Source organism: Streptomyces sp. NPDC002701, assembly GCF_042889045.1.
In the GTDB taxonomy this organism is placed as follows: domain Bacteria; phylum Actinomycetota; class Actinomycetes; order Streptomycetales; family Streptomycetaceae; genus Streptomyces.
Map to the genome: position 1 here is coordinate 26049 of NZ_JBIAQL010000027.1, position 16758 is coordinate 42806.

Below are 16758 nucleotides of genomic sequence, written 5' to 3' on the forward strand. Positions count from 1 at the left end.
ATCAGATGTTTACGTAAACATAACAGGCCACGGGCGCTTGCGGACTGTGGTGTTCACGCAAACATCATCGGCGCACGACGCCGGGTTTTCGCGAGAGGGACGAGCGAGGAACGACATGACGACGCTTCAACCGCCGGCGGCCGCCGAGCCGCGCACGGCCCGGCCTCCGGCAAGAGGGGACCGCCGCTCCTGGACGGGGTGGGGTTTCATCGGTCCCTTCGTGGCCGTGTTCGCCCTCGTCTTCCTGGCCCCGATCGTGTACTCGATCTATCTCAGCCTGTTCCGGGACCAGTTGATCGGCGGCACCCAGTTCGTCGGCCTCGACAACTACCAGCAGGCACTGCAGGACGACCAGTTCTGGGCGTCCCTCGGCCGGGTCTCGCTCTTCCTGGCGGTCCAGGTGCCGATCATGCTCTTCCTCGGTCTGCTGATCGCCCTCGCGCTGGACAGCGGCCGCCTCTACGGCACGGACTTCTTCCGCATCACGATCTTCCTGCCGTACGCGGTGCCCGCCGTGGTCGCCACTCTCATGTGGGGCTTCATGTACGGCACCAAGTACGGGCTGGTCGGTGACATCAACGACGCGTTCGGCGTCACCCTGCCCGACCCGCTCTCCAGCGACCTGGTGCTGGCGTCCATCGGCAACATCGTCACCTGGGAGTTCGTCGGCTACAACATGCTGATCTTCTACTCCGCGCTGAAGGTCATCCCGAACTCGCTCTACGAGGCGGCCGAGATCGACGGCGCCGGGCAGGTCCGCGTCATCACCGCCATCAAGCTCCCCGCGATCCGCGGCGCCCTCGTCATCGCGACGATCTTCTCGATCATCGGCAGCTTCCAGCTCTTCAACGAGCCGAACATCCTGCGGCCGCTGGCCCGCAACGCGATCACCACGGACTACACCCCGAACTTCTACACGTACTCGCTGTCCTTCAACGGCCAGCAGCACAACTACTCCGCGGCGGTCGCCATCATCATGGGCCTGATCACCATGGTCATCGCCTATGTCGTACAGCTGCGCGGCATGCGCAAGGGAGCGTGACCCGCATGAGCAGCCCGACCACCACCGCGTCCCCGTCCGCACCGGTCCCGGCCTCCGCTCCGGCCAAGGGCGTGCCCCGGCTGCGCAAGCGCGGCGACCAGGACAGCCGGCGCCCCAGGCGCAGTGTCCTGCTGACCGTGCTCACCGGCCTGATCCTCGTCTACACCGTGGTCCCCCTGGTGTGGCTGCTGATCAGTGCCACCAAGACCCAGGAAGGGCTCGCCGACTCGTCCGGACTGTGGTTCGCCGACGACTTCGCGCTCTGGGACAACATCGGCGACACGTTCACGTACAACGACGGCATCTTCGGCCGCTGGCTCCTGAACACCCTGCTGTACGTCGTCCTGGGCGCCGGCGGTGCCACCTTCCTGGCGATCCTGGGCGGCTACGCGCTGGCCAAGTTCGACTTCCCCGGCAAGCGCGGCGTGTTCGCGGTGGTCATCGGCGCCGTCGCCGTCCCGGGCACGGCCCTGGCGGTGCCGACCTTCCTGATGTTCAGCAAGATGGGACTGACCGACACCCCGTGGGCGGTGATCATCCCCTCGCTGATCTCGCCCTTCGGCCTGTACCTGATGTGGGTCTTCGCCACCGAGGCCATCCCCGTCGAACTGCTGGAGGCGGCCCGTATCGACGGGGCGGGCGAGGCGCGCACCTTCTTCCAGGTCGCCCTGCCGCTGCTCGCCCCCGGCATAGTGACGGTCCTGCTGTTCACCACGGTCGCGACCTGGAACAACTACTTCCTGCCGCTGATCATGCTCAAGGATCCCGACTGGTATCCCCTCACCCTCGGCCTGAGCGCCTGGAACTCCCAGGCCGAGACGATCGGCGGCGACGTGATCTTCAATCTGGTGATCACCGGTTCGCTGCTCACCATCGTGCCGCTGATCGCCGCGTTCCTGCTGCTGCAGAGGTACTGGCAGTCCGGCCTCGCCGCCGGAAGCGTCAAGGAATGACCCGCCCGCGGGCCACCACTCCCCTCCGTCCCTCCTCCCTCACCCTCACCCTGTCCCGCCCACGAAGAAGTGGAAGCACCTCCATGCGCAGAACGACCAGCCGCCTGATGCGCGGCCTCTCCGTCCTCTCCGTCCTCGCCCTGGGCGCGACCGCCTGCGGCGGCTCCGACGACGACTCCGGCTCGAAGCCGGTCTCCGCCGACGACGTCCAGGCGGCCCTCGAGAAGGGCGGCTCGGTCACGGTCTGGGCCTGGGAACCCACGCTGAAGACGGTCGCCGCCGACTTCCAGAAGAAGTACCCCAAGGTCAAGATCAACCTGGTCGGCGAGCGGTCGGGCGACAAGCACTACACCGCCCTGTCGAACGCCATCTCCGCCGAGAAGGGCGTCCCGGACGTCGCGCAGGTCGAGTACTTCGCGCTCGGCCAGTACTCCCTCACCAAGGGCCTGACCGACCTGTCCTCCTTCGGCGCGGACAAACTGAAGGACAAGTACACCCCCGGCCCGTGGAACGCGGTGAGCGAGGGTGACAAGGTCTGGGGCCTGCCGATGGACTCCGGCCCCATGGCGCTGTACTACAACAAGAAGATCTTCGACAAGCACAAGGTGGCGGTGCCCACCACCTGGGACGAGTACCTCGACGCGGCCCGCAAGCTGCACAAGGCCGACCCGAAGGTCTACATCACCAACGACGCCGGCGACGCGGGCCTCACCACCAGTCTGCTGTGGCAGGCCGGTTCGCGCCCCTACAAGGTCGACGGCACCACGGTGAAGGTCGACTTCTCCGACGCCGGCGCCAAGAAGTACACCGACACCTGGCAGAAGCTGATCGACGAGAAGCTCGTCGCGCCGATCAACGGCTGGACCGACGACTGGTACAAGGGCCTGGGCGACGGCACCCTCGCCACCCTGCCCAGCGGTGCCTGGATGCCCGCCAACTTCGTCACCGGCGTCCCGAACGCCTCCGGTGACTGGCGCGCCGCTCCCCTGCCCGCCTGGACCAAGGGCGACAAGGCCAGCGCGGAGAACGGCGGCAGCTCCCTGGCGCTGCCCGCGCTGGGCAAGAACAAGGAACTCGCCTACGCCTTCGTCGAGTACGCGAACTCCGGCGCCGGTGTGCAGAGCCGGGTGAAGGAGGGCGCCTTCCCGGCGACCAACGCCGAGCTGAAGACCGACGCGTTCCTCAACACCGAGTTCGAGTACTTCGGCGGCCAGAAGGCCAACGAGATCTTCGCGGACTCCGCCGCCAACGTCGCCGACGACTGGTCGTACCTGCCCTTCCAGCAGTACGCCAACTCGATCTTCAACGACACCGTCGGCAAGGCGTACGTGGGCAGCACCAAGCTCACCGACGGCCTGAAGTCCTGGCAGGACGCCTCCGTCAAGTACGGCAAGGAACAGGGCTTCACCGTCGAGTAGTCGACACCCAGCCCCCCGCGCCGCCCCCTGTGCAACCCGGAAGGACCACGATGATCTCCACCCTCCTGTCCCAGCTGGACGGGCCGGACGGTGACCGCACCCCCCGCCTCGCGTACGGCGCCGACTACAACCCCGAGCAGTGGCCGCGCGAGGTGTGGGAGGAGGACGTCCGGCTGATGCGTGAGGCCGGCGTCAACCTGGTCTCCGTGGGGATCTTCTCCTGGGCCCGCATCCAGCCGGCCCAGGAGCAGTGGGACTTCGCGTGGCTCGACGAGGTCATGGACCTCCTGCACGCGGGCGGCATCGGGGTCGACCTGGCCACCGCCACCGCGTCCCCGCCGCCCTGGCTCACCACGGCCCACCCGGAGATCCTTCCGGTGACCGCCGCCGGGGAGACGGTGTGGCCGGGGGCGCGGCAGCACTGGCGGCCCACCTCGCCCGTCTTCCGCGAGCACGCCCTGCGTCTGGTGCGCACGATGGCCGAGCGGTACGCGGACCATCCCGCCCTGGTGGCCTGGCACGTCTCGAACGAGCTGGGCTGCCACAACGTCTACGACTACTCGGACGACGCGGCCCGTGCCTTCCGCGACTGGCTGCGCGCCCGCTACACGACCCTCGACGCCCTCAACCACGCCTGGGGCACGGCTTTCTGGTCCCAGCGCTACAGCGACTGGGCGCAGATCCTGCCGCCCCGGCTGGCGGCCTCCCACCCCAACCCCACACAGCAGCTGGACTTCAAGCGCTTCTCCTCCGACGCGCTGAAGGAGTACCTGGTCGCCGAGCGGGACGTGCTGCGGGAGATCACGCCGGGCGTACCGGTCACCACCAACTTCATGGTGATGGGCGGCACCAAGGGCATGAACTACCCGGACTGGGCGGGCGAGATCGACTTCGTCTCCAACGACCACTACGTCCACCCGGGCCCGCAGGACCGGGACGAGCTGTCCTTCTCCGCGAACCTCACCAGCGGGATAGCGGGCGGCCGGCCGTGGTTCCTGATGGAACACTCCACCAGCGCGGTCAACTGGCAGCCCGTCAACGTGGCCAAGCGGCCCGGCGAGCTGGCCCGTGACTCGCTGCTGCACGTGGCGCACGGCGCGGACGCCGTGTGCTTCTTCCAGTGGCGCCAGTCGGCCGCGGGCGCCGAGAAGTACCACTCGGCGATGGTGCCGCACGCCGGCGCCGACAGCGAGGTCTTCCGCGCGGTCGTCGAGCTGGGGCAGACCCTCAAGGCGCTGGCACCGGTCGCGGGCTCCGAGCGGGAGCCGGCCCGGGTGGGCATCGTCCACGACTGGGAGTCGTGGTGGGCGAGCGAGCAGGACTCGCACCCCACCGCCCTCCTCGACTACCGCCGGGAGGCCCTGGACTGGTACTCGGCCCTGCACCGTCTCGGCGTCCGGGCCGACGTGGTGACCACCACGGCCGACCTGGACCGGTACGACGTCCTGATCACCCCGGTGCTGCACGTGGTGCCCGCCGCGTTGGCCAAGGAGCTCACCCGGTACGCCGAGGGCGGCGGTCACCTCGTCACCACGTACTTCTCCGGAGTCGTCGACGAGAACGACCACATCTGGCTCGGCGGCCACCCGGGCGCCCTGCGGGATCTGCTCGGTATCCGCATCGAGGAGTTCGGGCCGCTGCTCGACGGGGACTCCGTCGAACTGGACGGCGCCGCCACGGGCACCCTGTGGACCGACCGGATCACCGTCACCGACCCCGCCGTGGACGTACTGGCCCACTACCGCACCGGCGCGTACGCGGGACGGCCCGCCGTCACCCGCCGCGCGGTGGGCCGGGGTTCCGCCGCGTACGTGTCCACCCGGCTCGGTGCCGAAGGGCTGGCGGGACTGCTGCCGGCGCTGCTCGGTCCGGCCGGCGTGGAGAGCGAACTGCCCGCCGAGGCACGGGGATCGGTCGAGCTGACCGTGCGCCGCGGACCCGGGGGCCGCTTCCTGTTCCTGGTCAACCGGACCGACGGGAGCGTGTCCCTGACCGGTCTCGCCGGAGAGGTCCTGACCGGCGGCACCGGCACCGGGGACGCTCTCGTGCTCGGGCCCGGAGCCGTCGCCGTACTGCACCAGCACACCGCCTGACCGCACCGCCCTGTCCGCCCCGTCTCCGATCCACCGCGCAGCTACCACACCGCAGTTGGGAGCACACGATGGCACGCCCTACCCGCAACAGACGTCTCCTCGGAGCCGCCGGCCTCACCGCGCTGGCCACCGGGGCCGCCCTGACCCTGGCCCCCTCGTCCACGGCACAGGTCCGGGCGGCGGACACCGCCCCGGTCACCGTCCGGCCCGACCCCTCGTACGCGCAGGAGAGGTTCGAGGGCTGGGGCACCAGCCTGGTCTGGTTCGCCAACGCGACCGGCGACTACCCCGAGGAGATACGCGAGAAGCTCGCGAGGCTCCTCTTCGGGGACGACGGGCTCGCGCTGAACATCGCCCGCTACAACATCGGCGGCGGCAACGCACCGGACGTCGAGGACTACCTGCGCGCGGGTGGAGCGGTGGAGGGCTGGTGGAAGGCCCCGGCGGGCACCACCCGCGAGGACACCGACTGGTGGAGCGCCGACGACCCCGCCGACTGGAACAAGGACGCCGACGCCACACAGCGCTGGTGGGTCGAGCGCATCAAGGACGACATCGACCACTGGGAGACCTTCAGCAACTCCCCACCGTGGTTCATGACGGAGAGCGGGTACGTGTCGGGTGGTTTCGCCGCCACCGACGACCAGCTCAAGGCCGAGTCGGTCGACGACTTCGCCGCCTATCTGGCCGGCGCGACCAAGCGGCTGGAGAAGGCCGAGGGCATCGAGGTCGACACCATCGACCCGTTCAACGAGCCCAACACCGATTACTGGAGCACCCGCCTCGGCGCCGACGGCGAGCCCGTCGGCGGCCGCCAGGAAGGCGCCCACATCGGCCCCGAGCTCCAGCAGAAGGTGCTGAAGGCCCTGGCTCCGGCGCTGCGCGAGGCGAAGACCGGGGCGGACATCTCGGCGATGGACGAGACCAACCCGTCCCTCTTCGCGCAGAACTGGAACACCTACCCGCAGGAGGTGCGGGACCTCGTCGGGCAGATGAACGTCCACACCTACGGCACCGGCCAGCGCACCACCGTACGGGACCTGGCCAAGGCGGCCGGCAAGCCGCTGTGGCAGAGCGAGGTCGAGGGCGACTGGGGCGACGGCCAAAGCTTCACGGACATGCGGCCGGGGCTCGGTCTCGCCCAGCGCATCGTCGACGACCTGCGGGAACTGGAGCCCAGGGCCTGGGTGTTCTGGCAGCCCGTCGAGGACCACGACAACATGAGGCCGGGCGGCGAGTCCGCCAAGGGCGGCAACTGGGGCAGCATCCAGCTCCCGTTCAGCTGCACCGCCGACGACACCCTCACGTCGTGCCCCATCCACACCAACACCAAGTTCGACACCGCCCGTAACTTCACGCACTACATCAAGCCCGGCGACCGGCTGGTCAAGACGGACGACACGTCCAGCGCCGCCGCCGTCGGCAGGAAGGGCGATCGGGCGACGGTCGTCCACGTCAACAGCACCACCGAGGCCCGTACGGTCACGGTCGACCTGTCGAAGTTCGGCAAGGTCGCCCGCGGCGCCACCGTCACCCCCGTCGTGACCAGCGCCGGCGGCAAGCTCGACCGCCGCGCGGCCGTCAGGGTCAGCGACCGCAGGGCCACCTTCACCGTGCCCGCGCAGTCCGTGACCTCCTTCCTGGTGAAGGGCGTCTCCGGGGTCGCGAAGGACGCCGCCGAGCTGCGCAAGGGGCACACGTACGAGCTGACCGGTGTCCAGAGCGGCAAGGCGCTCACCGTCGCCGACGACGGCACGGGCCTCGTCATCAGGAGCACGACGGCCCAGGAGGCCGGCCGGCAGTGGACGCTGCGTCAGATCTCCGGCGACACCGGCAACCGGCAGCGGTACGTGTTCAGCAACCCGGTGGAGGGCAAGCGCCTCGCCGTCCGTGACGGCGCCCCGGTACTGGAGGCCGACACCGGCCCGCGGGACAGGGCCACCCAGTGGATCATGTCGTCGACCGGCGACGGCACCTGGACCCTCGTCAACGCGGCCACCGGACGGCTCCTGGAGGTCGGCGGCCAGGCCACGCACGAGGGAGCGTCCGTGACGCTGTGGACGCCCAACTCCGGTGCCAACCAGCGCTGGAAGGTCACGGAGGTCTCCGGCCGGGCCGGCTGACCCGGTGCGGCGGCCGGTGACCGGCGACGGCTCGACGGCCGTCGCCGGTCACCGGCCGTCCTGGGGAACAACCGTGCGCATCCGTTCCTTACGATGACCCGGTGACCAGTGACACCGCGGCTCAGGCAGGCGTCGACGAGACCCGTACGGAGGGGCGTTCACACCCCTGGCCGGAGCGCCTGCGCCGGTTCGGGTTCACGGCCCGCCCACGGACCGACACCCGGGACCTGCTGGTGCCGCCGTTCCCCGAACCGGGCACGCGCGTCGGGGAGGCGCTCGGTCTCGGGCCGCGTCCTGCGTACCGGCTCGCGAAGGCGATGAGCCGGCTGGGGCCGGTCCTCGTGGCCGTCCTGGCGGGGGCGATCCGCTTCTGGCACCTGGACCGGCCCCGGATCGTCATGTTCGACGAGACGTACTACGCCAAGGACGCGTGGTCGCTCCTGAGGCACGGCTACGAGGGGACCTGGCCGGACCGCAAGGTGGCGGACCCGCAGATCCTGGCCGACCCGCAGGTCGTCCCGCTCTCCGAGACCGGCAGTTTCGTGGCGCATCCGCCGATGGGCAAGTGGGTGATCGCCCTCGGTGAGTGGATGTTCGGCCTGAACCCGTTCGGCTGGCGCTTCATGGTGGCGGTGCTCGGCACGCTGTCGGTGCTGATGCTGTGCCGCATCGGCCGCCGCCTGTTCCGTTCGACGGCCCTGGGCTGTCTCGCCGGGCTGCTGATGGCCGTGGACGGGCTGCACTTCGTGATGAGCCGGGTGGCGCTGCTCGACCTCGTCGTCATGTTCTTCGTCCTGGCGGCGTTCGGGTCCCTGCTCCTCGACCGGGACCGGGCGCGGGCCCGGCTCGCGGCGAGCCTGCCCGTGGGCGAGGACGGCTTCGCGGGCCCCGACCGGCGCACGGGCGAGCGGACGGGGACGGGCCCGCGGCCGTGGCGGATCGCGGCCGGTCTCTTTCTCGGCCTGGCGGCCGCCACCAAGTGGAACGGCCTCTACTTCCTGGCGTTCTTCATGGTCCTGACCCTGCTGTGGGACGTCGGCTCGCGCCGCGTCGCCGGCGCCCGCCGCCCCTGTCTGGCGGTGCTGCGCAAGGACGCCGGCTGGTCGGTGCTGTCCGTGGTCCCGGCCGCCCTGGCCGCGTATCTGGTCACCTGGACCGGCTGGTTCCTGTCCGACGACGGGTACGGGCGGCACTGGGCGGACGGCCGCGGCGGCCCGTGGTCATGGGTTCCGGCGGCGCTGCGCAGCCTGTGGCACTACGAGAGCGGGGTCTACGACTTCAACGTGGGGCTGCACTCCTGGCACCGGTACGAGTCCAGCCCGTGGAGCTGGCTCGTACAGGGGCGCCCCGTGGCGTACTCCTACGAGACGGACTTCTCCCAGGAGGGCTGCCGGACCGCCGCCGGCTGCTCCGAGGCCGTCGTCGCGCTGGGCACGCCCCTGCTGTGGTGGTCCGCGTGTCTCGCGCTGCTGTACCTGGTGTTCCGGTGGGCGATGCGCCGCGACTGGCGCGCGGGAGCCGTCCTGTGCGGGGTGGCCGCGGGTCTCCTGCCGTGGTTCCAGTACCAGGACCGTACGACCTTCTCCTTCTACGCGGTCGTCTTCGTGCCGTACCTCTGCCTGGCCGTCGCGATGGCGGCGGGGGCACTGCTGGGGCCGCCGGAGGCGAGCGAGCGGCGCCGGGCCCTGGGGACGGTCACCGCGGGCGCCCTCGTGCTGCTCGTCCTGTGGAACTTCATCTACTTCTTCCCGGTCTACACGGGTGCGACAATTCCGTATCCCGACTGGCACGCCAGGATGTGGTTCGACACGTGGATATGACACCGGCTCCGACGGCCCCGCAACGGCGGACGGACCGCACAGCGACGGGAAGTCGCTCTGCGGTCCGTTCTGGGCCTGCGGGTGTGCGGGGGTGGTGTCCTCCACGTCACCGCCGGCGGCTCCTGCTCCCCCAGCCACTGCCCACACCGGCGACGTGCAGAGCCAGCACGGTCAGCCCGATGAGCATCCAGTTCGTCGACGTGAAGGTGTCGTTCGTCGAGATGTCAGCGGCGTTGATCAGGAACGCGATGAAGAACAGGACTGCAGCTGCGATGCCGAGCACGGATTCTCCTCTTTCCGGTGACGGGGCGAGACGGACTCTCGTCCCAGACCTCCATGTGCCCCGGCCCGGCCGAAACAGACCCGTGAAGAAGGGACCCATGACTCGGTCCGATCGTGGTACTCGCCGACCACACGAGGATCACCGGAGACCACCGCGTCACGGGTCACCCACCACCCCCCACCGGACCCGGACGAGTAAGGCTCTTCCCGTCGGGAAGCAGCAGCGGTGGAAGCAAAGGATCAGTACAGCCCTGCGGGGAACGGGCTGGGGAAGGCGCAATGGCGACCGAGCCGCGTTGGGGCGACAAACTGCCTTCTGACGAGAAGTACACCAGGACGACCACCTTCGCCGGTGAGCTGCCCAATGTGACGGGCGCACGACTCGCCGCCGAGGAGTTCCTGCTTGCGCTCACGCGCGCTTCACCACCGGCTGCCCCCGAGCACTGGGACGACATCCTCCTGGTCGTCACGGAGCTGGCCGCCAATGTGGTGCAGTACGCCCCGGGCCCGTTCGAACTGTGCCTGCGGCGCACGTTCGACGGCGTGCACGTGGCGATGCACGACACCAGCACCACACCGCCCGCACCACGCCCGTTCCATCCCGGCCGGGGTGGCGGAGGCGTCGGGTGGCACCTGATCCACACCCTGTGCGACCAGGTGAGCGTGGTGGTGACCGACGAGGGCAAGGACATCCACGTCTTCATGCCGTGGTGAGGTCCACGGGTCTCACCGGGTGTCCGGGACACCCTCCGGGGACAGCGATCCGAAGACAGGCATGTGAGAAGACAGAGATGTGACGGGAACGCAGAAGCCTCGGACGAGAGCCTGACGGCCCGCCCGAGGCTGTTTTCCGTGGGTGCCGCCCGTCAGACGAGCGGTACCAGCACACTGATGGTCTTGCCGCCGCCCGGACGCCTCTCGACGGCGATCTCGCGCGCCAGCCGGATGATCACCGGCCATCCGTAGCCGTTGCCGTGGTGCTGCGCCGGGAAGCCCCCAGGGCCGAAGGCGGCGGCCGGGACGACCTCACTGTTGTCGTGCACGGCCAGCCGGACTCCCCCGCCCGTGGGCGTCACCTCGAAACCGGCCAGCCCTCCTCCGTGCCGGACGGCGTTCGCGGCCAGCTCCGAGACGACCAGCAGGAGATCGATGAGTGCCGCCTCCGTCGCCGTACGGCCGGGGCGGTTCCACTGTTCGAGCACCACGCTCCGCGCGTACGCACGGGCCATGGCCGCGGTCGTGATCGGCGCCGCGGACAAGGCTCCCCCGGGCGGGTCCGTGGACGCGACGGTGGTCGTGTCGGTTCGGTCCATATGCGTCGTGTCCCTGCACTCTGCTTGGTGGCGCCCGGTCAGGTCGCGGTCGCCTGCCTGGGAGGCAGGCTCCGGTAGTAGTCACCGACTCCGGCGAGGTACTCCGGGTCCAGCGTCTCGCTGTCGGTCCGGAACCCGGGCGCGGCCTTGACCTCGTCCTCGGTGCAGGCCACCGTGATCTCCTGGGCCTGCGGGTCGACGGCGGTGACGAGGCCCACCGGTATCAGGACGCTCCTGCCGAACAGCCAGCCGCCTGTGTCGACGATCAGGTGCCGCATCCCGGATGCGTCCACCTGCCGGTCCACGTGCCCGATCGTCCCGTCGCTCGCGGCGACCGTGAACCCCGTGAGCAGCAGACCCTCCGAGTACCCGCTGACCGATGCGTACGACCAGATTCTGTCGGTGGTCACGTCGCTCCCCTCTCTCATGGTCGAGTCCGAGGAGGTACGGCGGCCCCGTGTGCGCCGTCCGCCGTTCCCCTCGGGCAGCAAATACCCTGCCGCCGCACCCGCATTCTCGGCGGTTTCGTCACAGCGGCCAATCAGGTCCTCTTCGGGCCCGGGAGGCGTATCCGGAGACAGGTAGGGCACCTGAAACGCTGGAGGTCGATATCGATGGTCCCTCTTGTTCTTGTCCTGCTGCTGGCGCTGCTTCTTTTCGGCGCGGGTTTCGCACTCAAGATCCTCTGGTGGGTCGCGGTCGTCGTACTGATCGTCTGGCTGCTCGGCTTCGTCGTGCGCCCGAACACCTCCGGCAGCCGCCGTGGACGGTGGTACCGCTGGTAGGAGGGCACGAGCCCCGGATGCCGACCGCGGCACCCGCCATCTTCGAACATCGAGAATTCCCAGGGAGGAATACGGAATGACGTCGTCTTCGAACGAGCCCAAGTACACCGTTCCCGGACTCAGCACCCAGGACGGCGGGAAGGTAATCGAACTGCTCCGCCTGCGGCTGCACGCGCTCAATGACCTCTCGCTCACCCTGAAGCACATCCACTGGAATGTGGTCGGTCCGCATTTCATCGCCATCCACGAGATGCTCGACCCGCAGGTCGACCGTGTCCGGGCCATGGCCGACGACACGGCCGAGCGCATCTCCGCGCTGGGCGGGGTCCCCGCGGGTACCCCGGGCGCCCTCGTCGCGGAGCGGACGTGGGACGATTACGACGTCGGCCGGGCCGATGCCATCGCGCACCTCGGTGCCCTGGACCTGGTGTACACGGGCATCATCGAGAGCCACCGCGCGGCACTGGCCGAGGCCGGCAAGTTCGACCCGGTGACGGAGGACCTCCTCACCGAGCACCTGCGTTCCCTGGAGCAGTTCCAGTGGTTCGTGCGGGCGCACCTCGAGAGCTCCGGTGGCGTCCTGTCCACGGCGGACGCGCACACCGAGACCCAGGCCGCCCGCTCGGCCGGGCAGGACGGCGGCGCGTAACGGACGCCGTCACGCGCAGGGGCCCGGATCCGCGACGGATCCGGGCCCCCGCGCGTGCGGCAGGCACGTGCGCGGCGTACGGCGGGCGAAGGTGCGTCGCGGTGGCGTGCGTCAGACGCGGGCGAGGTAACTGCGGATCGTCGTGCCCCGGTCGCCGGTGTGCAGGCGTACCAGGTCCGAGAGGAGGTGGACGAGCAGGAGGCCGCGCCCGCCTATCTGGTCGGGGCGTGCGGGGCGGCGGCCCGCGAGGGGATCGGACAGCCGGCCGAGGTCCTGGACCTCACAGACGATCTGGTCGCTCTCCGCCCACAGCCGCAGTGTCCCCCCGCCGCCGGCGTGCACCACGCTGTTCGTGGTCAGCTCGGCGACGACGAGTGCCAGGTCCTGCAGCCGGGCCGCGCTCGTCCCGCGCTCCCGCGCCTCGGCGAGTGCGAAGTCCCGGACGGCCGGCAGCGTGCTCGCGTCGTAGGAGAAGGTGGCCGCGCCGGGCGGCGGGCGCAGCGGTTCGTTGCAGCGCGCGAGCACCTTCCCGGGGTCGTAGGCGTCGCTGGCCCGCTGACGTCCCCCGCTGATGAGGACCGGGTGGGTGGCGTGGGCGTCGGCGAGCACGCTGTCGGGCAGCGACCGGGCGTCGTACGGGCACAGGATGATCACGTCACGGCCGCTGAACGCCTCGTTGATCAGAGCCTCGTGCTGAACGCAGGCGGGGTATTCCGTGGCGGTGCGGCCGGGCCAGATCGGTTCGCCGATGATGCGGACGCGGACGCCGGTGTGGGCGTCGGCGAAGGCCCGCAGGACGGACGGGATGATGCGGCCGGGGTTCCGCCCGGCCAGGCTCATGTCGACGAGACGGACGTCCTGTGCCACTCGTCCCAGTTCCGCGGTGATCAGCGCCAGCCGCGGGGCGGGGGCGGCCACGGCCACCGGCTCCGACGCCGAAAGGCCCTCGTGTATGAAGGGGACCGTGCCCGACAGGTACTCCTGGTCGTCACGGTAGAAGAGCGCGGGGTGCACGAAAGTGGCGCCGGTCTCCCGCGCGGTGGCCGTCGTCGTCATGCCGGCCCTTTCGTCGCGGGCGGTGCGGACCGGCCGTCGCGGCGGGCGCGCCACCGGGTCCGGCCGGGGTGGACGGCCCGCGCGGCGGGTGTCTGCGGCAGGGTCGGCCCGGCCTGCCCGGCACTGCCGTACCGCGGCGTCGACGACGAGCTGTCCGTACTGTCCATCAGGTCCACCGGTCTCACCCCTCGGGCCACCCTACTCGGTCGCACTGGCGTTCCCTCATCGCTTCGGGCGTCCGGCGGGTGGGGGCCGGGCCGGCCGTACCCGCGTGCGGCCGGCTCGGAGGGTTCGTCAGGCGACGGCTTCACCCAGGTCACGGGCCTCCGCGACCCCGGTCCCGGTGGGCCGCGACGCCATCGGCACCACGGGGCCGGGTTCCGGCGCCGTGGCCAGCCGGCGGCGGGCGACGTCGAGGGCAGACCGGACGTCACGCGTGCCGGTCGACACGCAGAGGGTGTACGCCACGTCCTGCGCCCGTTGATCCACGTCCGCGGTGCCGCTCCCGGCCCGGGCGGTGAGCGTCTCGTACTCCTCCACGAGCGCGCGCAGGACTGCGGGATCGGGCATCAGCATCGGGTCTGCTCCTTGACGACGTGACGGTGGTTCCACCGCGGGTTCGGACGATCCGGCCGGGACACCTCGTACGGGGCCGGGACCACGGCGCCGTGTCACGCGGCCCCCGGTCCGCCGTCGCCGGGGGCGGAGCGGGTCCGGTCACCGAGCGCCTCGTCCCGGACCCGGGCGCAGCTTCGGGTGATGAGGCGCGAGACGTGCATCTGGGAGATGCCGAGCTGGTCGGCTATGCGGTTCTGCGTCATGTCCTCGAAGAAGCGCATGTACAGGATGTTCCGCTCGCGTTCCGGCAGCCGGCGCAGCCCTTCCTTCGCCGCTTCGCGGTCGACGACCACGTCGAAGGAGGAGTCGGAGTCCCCGAGGGTGTCGGCGAGACTGTAGTTGTCGTCGGCGGACGACAGCTCGGCGTCGAGGGACAGCGTGCTGAAGCTCTCCATCGCCTCCATTCCCGCGGCGACCTCGTCCTCCGTCAGCCCGGCGTGCGCGGCGATCTCGGCCGTGGTCGGCTCGGGGGCCCCGGGGTTCTGCGTGAGGTCCCTGCGGGCGACCCGCACCTTGTTGCGCAGCTCCTGCACCCGGCGGGGCACCCGCAGGGCCCACATGCGGTCACGGAAGTGCCGCTTCACCTCGCCGGTGATGGTGGGCACGGCATAGCTCTCGAAGGCGCCGCGGGAGGGGTCGAACCGGTCGATCGCCTTCACCAGCCCGACCGCCGCGACCTGGCGCAGGTCCTCGATGTTCTCCCCGCGGTCGCGGAAGCGTCCGGCGATGCGGTGGGCCATGGGCAGCCACGCCGTCACCAGTTCGTCACGGACGGCGTCCCGCTCGGGTCCTTCCTCCAGCGCGGCCAGCCGGGCGAAGTCGCTCGCCGAGTCGGGGGCGTCGTCGTGCGGATGCCTTGCTGCGGCGGACCGGACGGGCGGACCGGACACGTCTGCCGAACCGGCGGGCGCAGGCTTCGCCTCGGTGGGTGCGTATTCCTCGAGGCGGCTTGTCGACAAGTCGATACGCATGCGGATTCGCTCCTGAACAAGATGGCTTGCGAGGGGGTGCCGCAGGAAGGACTGGTGGCTTTCCGGGGACGCCGGAGGGCCACCGCGGTCGGCTGAACCGTTCCTGCGGGCGTGCCTCCGGTCCGAAGCACGAGTTCCGCTTGCCCTGGCTCCACGAGGCAAAACACCCCGTCTTGAAATAGACGGGATCCAACCCTGCCGTCGGCCGTCGGCACGGCCGGTGACCGTCGGCCGGCGGTCGACGAGGGCGGCCCGGGCGCCGACTTCCGGCCAGATCCGGGGTGACGCGGATCTCTTTCGAAATTGGATGGCATGAGCTGTTCGAAGCGGGGCAGACGGCCGGTGTCATCAACAGCGACGGTGAGTGGGGTGGACGGCATGGCAGCCGTGACGGCAGGCGGGGCAACGGCCACGGCGCAGGGGACCCGGACGACGGACGAGACGGAGCTGCCTCTCATCGAGGACCCGTCGCGCGTCAAGCCGCGGGACGCCCGGGACCTGTCCCGGCAGTTCTTCGACCGCCTCGCGGTGCTGGAGGAAGGCACCCACGAGTACCAGTACGCCCGTAACACCCTGATCGAGATGAACCTGTCCCTCGTGCGGTACGCGGCCTCCCGGTTCCGCGGCCGGGGCGACTCGATGGAGGACATCGTCCAGGTCGGCACCATCGGGCTCATCAAGGCCATCGACCGGTTCGAGCTGACGCGCGAGGTGGAGTTCACCTCCTTCGCCGTCCCCTACATCGTCGGCGAGATCAAGCGCTTCTTCCGTGACACGAGCTGGGCCGTCCACGTCCCGCGCCGTCTCCAGGAGGCGCGGGTCGAGCTGGCGAAGGCGACGGAGGAGCTGCGGACCCGTCTCGGGCGCACGCCCACGACGAAGGAGCTCTCGGAGCTCATGTCGCTGCCCGAGGCGGAGGTCATCGAGGCCCGCAAGGCGGCGAACTGCTACAACTCCTCGTCGCTCGACGCCGCCCTGGCCCCCGACAACGGCTCGCACGGCGAATCCGTCCTGGCCGACTTCATCGGTGAGGACGATCACTCGCTGGAGCTCGTCGAGGACCTGCACTCGCTGGCCCCCCTCGTCGCCGAGCTGGACGAGCGCGAGCGCCGCATCATCCACCTGCGGTTCGTCGAGGAGCGCACGCAGGCCGAGATCGGCGAGCTGCTCGGCATCTCGCAGATGCACGTGTCGCGTCTGATCAGCCGCATCATCAAGCGGCTCCGGGCCGGCCTGCTCGACCCCTCGGTGGCCTGACACCCGGCTGCCCCCACCTGTCCGGCGTCCCCCCACGCCGGAGAACCGGCGCCTCCCCCTGCGCCGGAGAACGAGTCCGCCGTCGCGGTCCCAGGAGCCCCCGCTCACCGGACCGCGACGGCGGACGCGTTCGTGCGCCCCGAGCGCGCAGCACCCCGTGAACGCCCCCTGTGTGCCCGGTCCACTCCCGGTCTGACCTCGTCCTGTCCCCGCTGTGGCGATTTCGGCACCACACTTTGTTCACAACTACACTCACGGGTTAGCCTGCGGCGTATTTCCCCGCCGACGGGCCCGGACAACGGGACCCTGGGTGAGGGCGTGGTCCGGCAGTGGGCCTGAAGTTCCGAGTCCCTCCGCCGAGGGACCTCTTCGGCATGG

The 16758-nt window shown here is 70.3% G+C and carries 16 protein-coding genes; 10 read left to right on the forward strand and 6 right to left on the reverse strand.

Annotated elements, in window-relative coordinates:
* Nucleotides 1-115 precede the first annotated feature (115 nt).
* From ACFYXC_RS36825 to ACFYXC_RS36850, 6 genes are all read left to right on the forward strand, one after another.
* The gene (locus ACFYXC_RS36825; protein ID WP_389556946.1) at nt 116-1042 is read left to right on the forward strand and encodes a carbohydrate ABC transporter permease; all 927 of its coding nucleotides are present in this window, start codon (nt 116-118) and stop codon (nt 1040-1042) included.
* 5 nt (nt 1043-1047) lie between these two features.
* Nucleotides 1048-1995 (forward strand): carbohydrate ABC transporter permease, encoded by a 948-nt coding sequence (locus tag ACFYXC_RS36830; RefSeq protein ID WP_389556947.1) that lies wholly within the window; start codon nt 1048-1050, stop codon nt 1993-1995.
* Between the two features lie 83 nt (nt 1996-2078).
* A complete protein-coding gene (locus ACFYXC_RS36835) occupies nt 2079-3413 on the forward strand; it encodes an ABC transporter substrate-binding protein (protein ID WP_389556949.1) in 1335 nt (444 codons plus the stop codon).
* A gap of 50 nt (nt 3414-3463) precedes the next feature.
* The gene (locus tag ACFYXC_RS36840; RefSeq protein ID WP_389556951.1) at nt 3464-5506 is read left to right on the forward strand and encodes a beta-galactosidase; all 2043 of its coding nucleotides are present in this window, start codon (nt 3464-3466) and stop codon (nt 5504-5506) included.
* Nucleotides 5507-5574: 68 nt separating this feature from the next.
* A complete protein-coding gene (locus ACFYXC_RS36845) occupies nt 5575-7629 on the forward strand; it encodes a glycoside hydrolase (protein WP_389556953.1) in 2055 nt (684 codons plus the stop codon).
* Between the two features lie 101 nt (nt 7630-7730).
* Complete coding sequence (locus tag ACFYXC_RS36850) at nt 7731-9449, forward strand: dolichyl-phosphate-mannose--protein mannosyltransferase (protein ID WP_389556955.1); 1719 nt, start codon at nt 7731-7733, stop codon at nt 9447-9449.
* A 106-nt stretch (nt 9450-9555) separates the two neighbouring features.
* Here the strand turns inward: ACFYXC_RS36850 and ACFYXC_RS36855 are convergent, their stop codons facing one another.
* Complete coding sequence (locus tag ACFYXC_RS36855) at nt 9556-9732, reverse strand: hypothetical protein (protein WP_388906571.1); 177 nt, start codon at nt 9730-9732, stop codon at nt 9556-9558.
* Between the two features lie 278 nt (nt 9733-10010).
* Here ACFYXC_RS36855 and ACFYXC_RS36860 point away from each other — a divergent pair, with 278 nt between their 5' ends.
* A complete protein-coding gene (locus tag ACFYXC_RS36860) occupies nt 10011-10445 on the forward strand; it encodes an ATP-binding protein (protein ID WP_388906569.1) in 435 nt (144 codons plus the stop codon).
* 152 nt (nt 10446-10597) lie between these two features.
* Here ACFYXC_RS36860 and ACFYXC_RS36865 read toward each other — a convergent pair whose 3' ends face one another.
* The gene (locus tag ACFYXC_RS36865) at nt 10598-11044 is read right to left on the reverse strand and encodes an ATP-binding protein (RefSeq protein ID WP_388906566.1); all 447 of its coding nucleotides are present in this window, start codon (nt 11042-11044) and stop codon (nt 10598-10600) included.
* Nucleotides 11045-11082: 38 nt separating this feature from the next.
* Complete coding sequence (locus ACFYXC_RS36870) at nt 11083-11454, reverse strand: PRC-barrel domain-containing protein (RefSeq protein WP_389556956.1); 372 nt, start codon at nt 11452-11454, stop codon at nt 11083-11085.
* Between the two features lie 204 nt (nt 11455-11658).
* Here ACFYXC_RS36870 and ACFYXC_RS36875 point away from each other — a divergent pair, with 204 nt between their 5' ends.
* Nucleotides 11659-11829: a hydrophobic protein gene (locus ACFYXC_RS36875; protein WP_388906561.1), complete on the forward strand. Its 171-nt coding sequence runs from the start codon at nt 11659-11661 to the stop codon at nt 11827-11829.
* Nucleotides 11830-11905: 76 nt separating this feature from the next.
* The gene (locus ACFYXC_RS36880) at nt 11906-12478 is read left to right on the forward strand and encodes a Dps family protein (RefSeq protein ID WP_388906559.1); all 573 of its coding nucleotides are present in this window, start codon (nt 11906-11908) and stop codon (nt 12476-12478) included.
* 111 nt (nt 12479-12589) lie between these two features.
* Here ACFYXC_RS36880 and ACFYXC_RS36885 read toward each other — a convergent pair whose 3' ends face one another.
* The 3 genes from ACFYXC_RS36885 to ACFYXC_RS36895 form a co-directional block, all read right to left on the reverse strand.
* Nucleotides 12590-13534, reverse strand: a complete 945-nt coding sequence (locus tag ACFYXC_RS36885) for an anti-sigma factor RsbA family regulatory protein (RefSeq protein WP_389556959.1) — start codon at nt 13532-13534, stop codon at nt 12590-12592.
* Nucleotides 13535-13828: 294 nt separating this feature from the next.
* The gene (locus tag ACFYXC_RS36890; RefSeq protein ID WP_388906552.1) at nt 13829-14104 is read right to left on the reverse strand and encodes a DUF5133 domain-containing protein; all 276 of its coding nucleotides are present in this window, start codon (nt 14102-14104) and stop codon (nt 13829-13831) included.
* Between the two features lie 101 nt (nt 14105-14205).
* Complete coding sequence (locus ACFYXC_RS36895) at nt 14206-15123, reverse strand: SigB/SigF/SigG family RNA polymerase sigma factor (protein WP_389556961.1); 918 nt, start codon at nt 15121-15123, stop codon at nt 14206-14208.
* A gap of 378 nt (nt 15124-15501) precedes the next feature.
* Between ACFYXC_RS36895 and ACFYXC_RS36900 the strand changes: the two genes are divergently transcribed.
* Nucleotides 15502-16380: an RNA polymerase sigma factor SigF gene (locus ACFYXC_RS36900; protein ID WP_388906546.1), complete on the forward strand. Its 879-nt coding sequence runs from the start codon at nt 15502-15504 to the stop codon at nt 16378-16380.
* Nucleotides 16381-16758 lie beyond the last annotated feature (378 nt).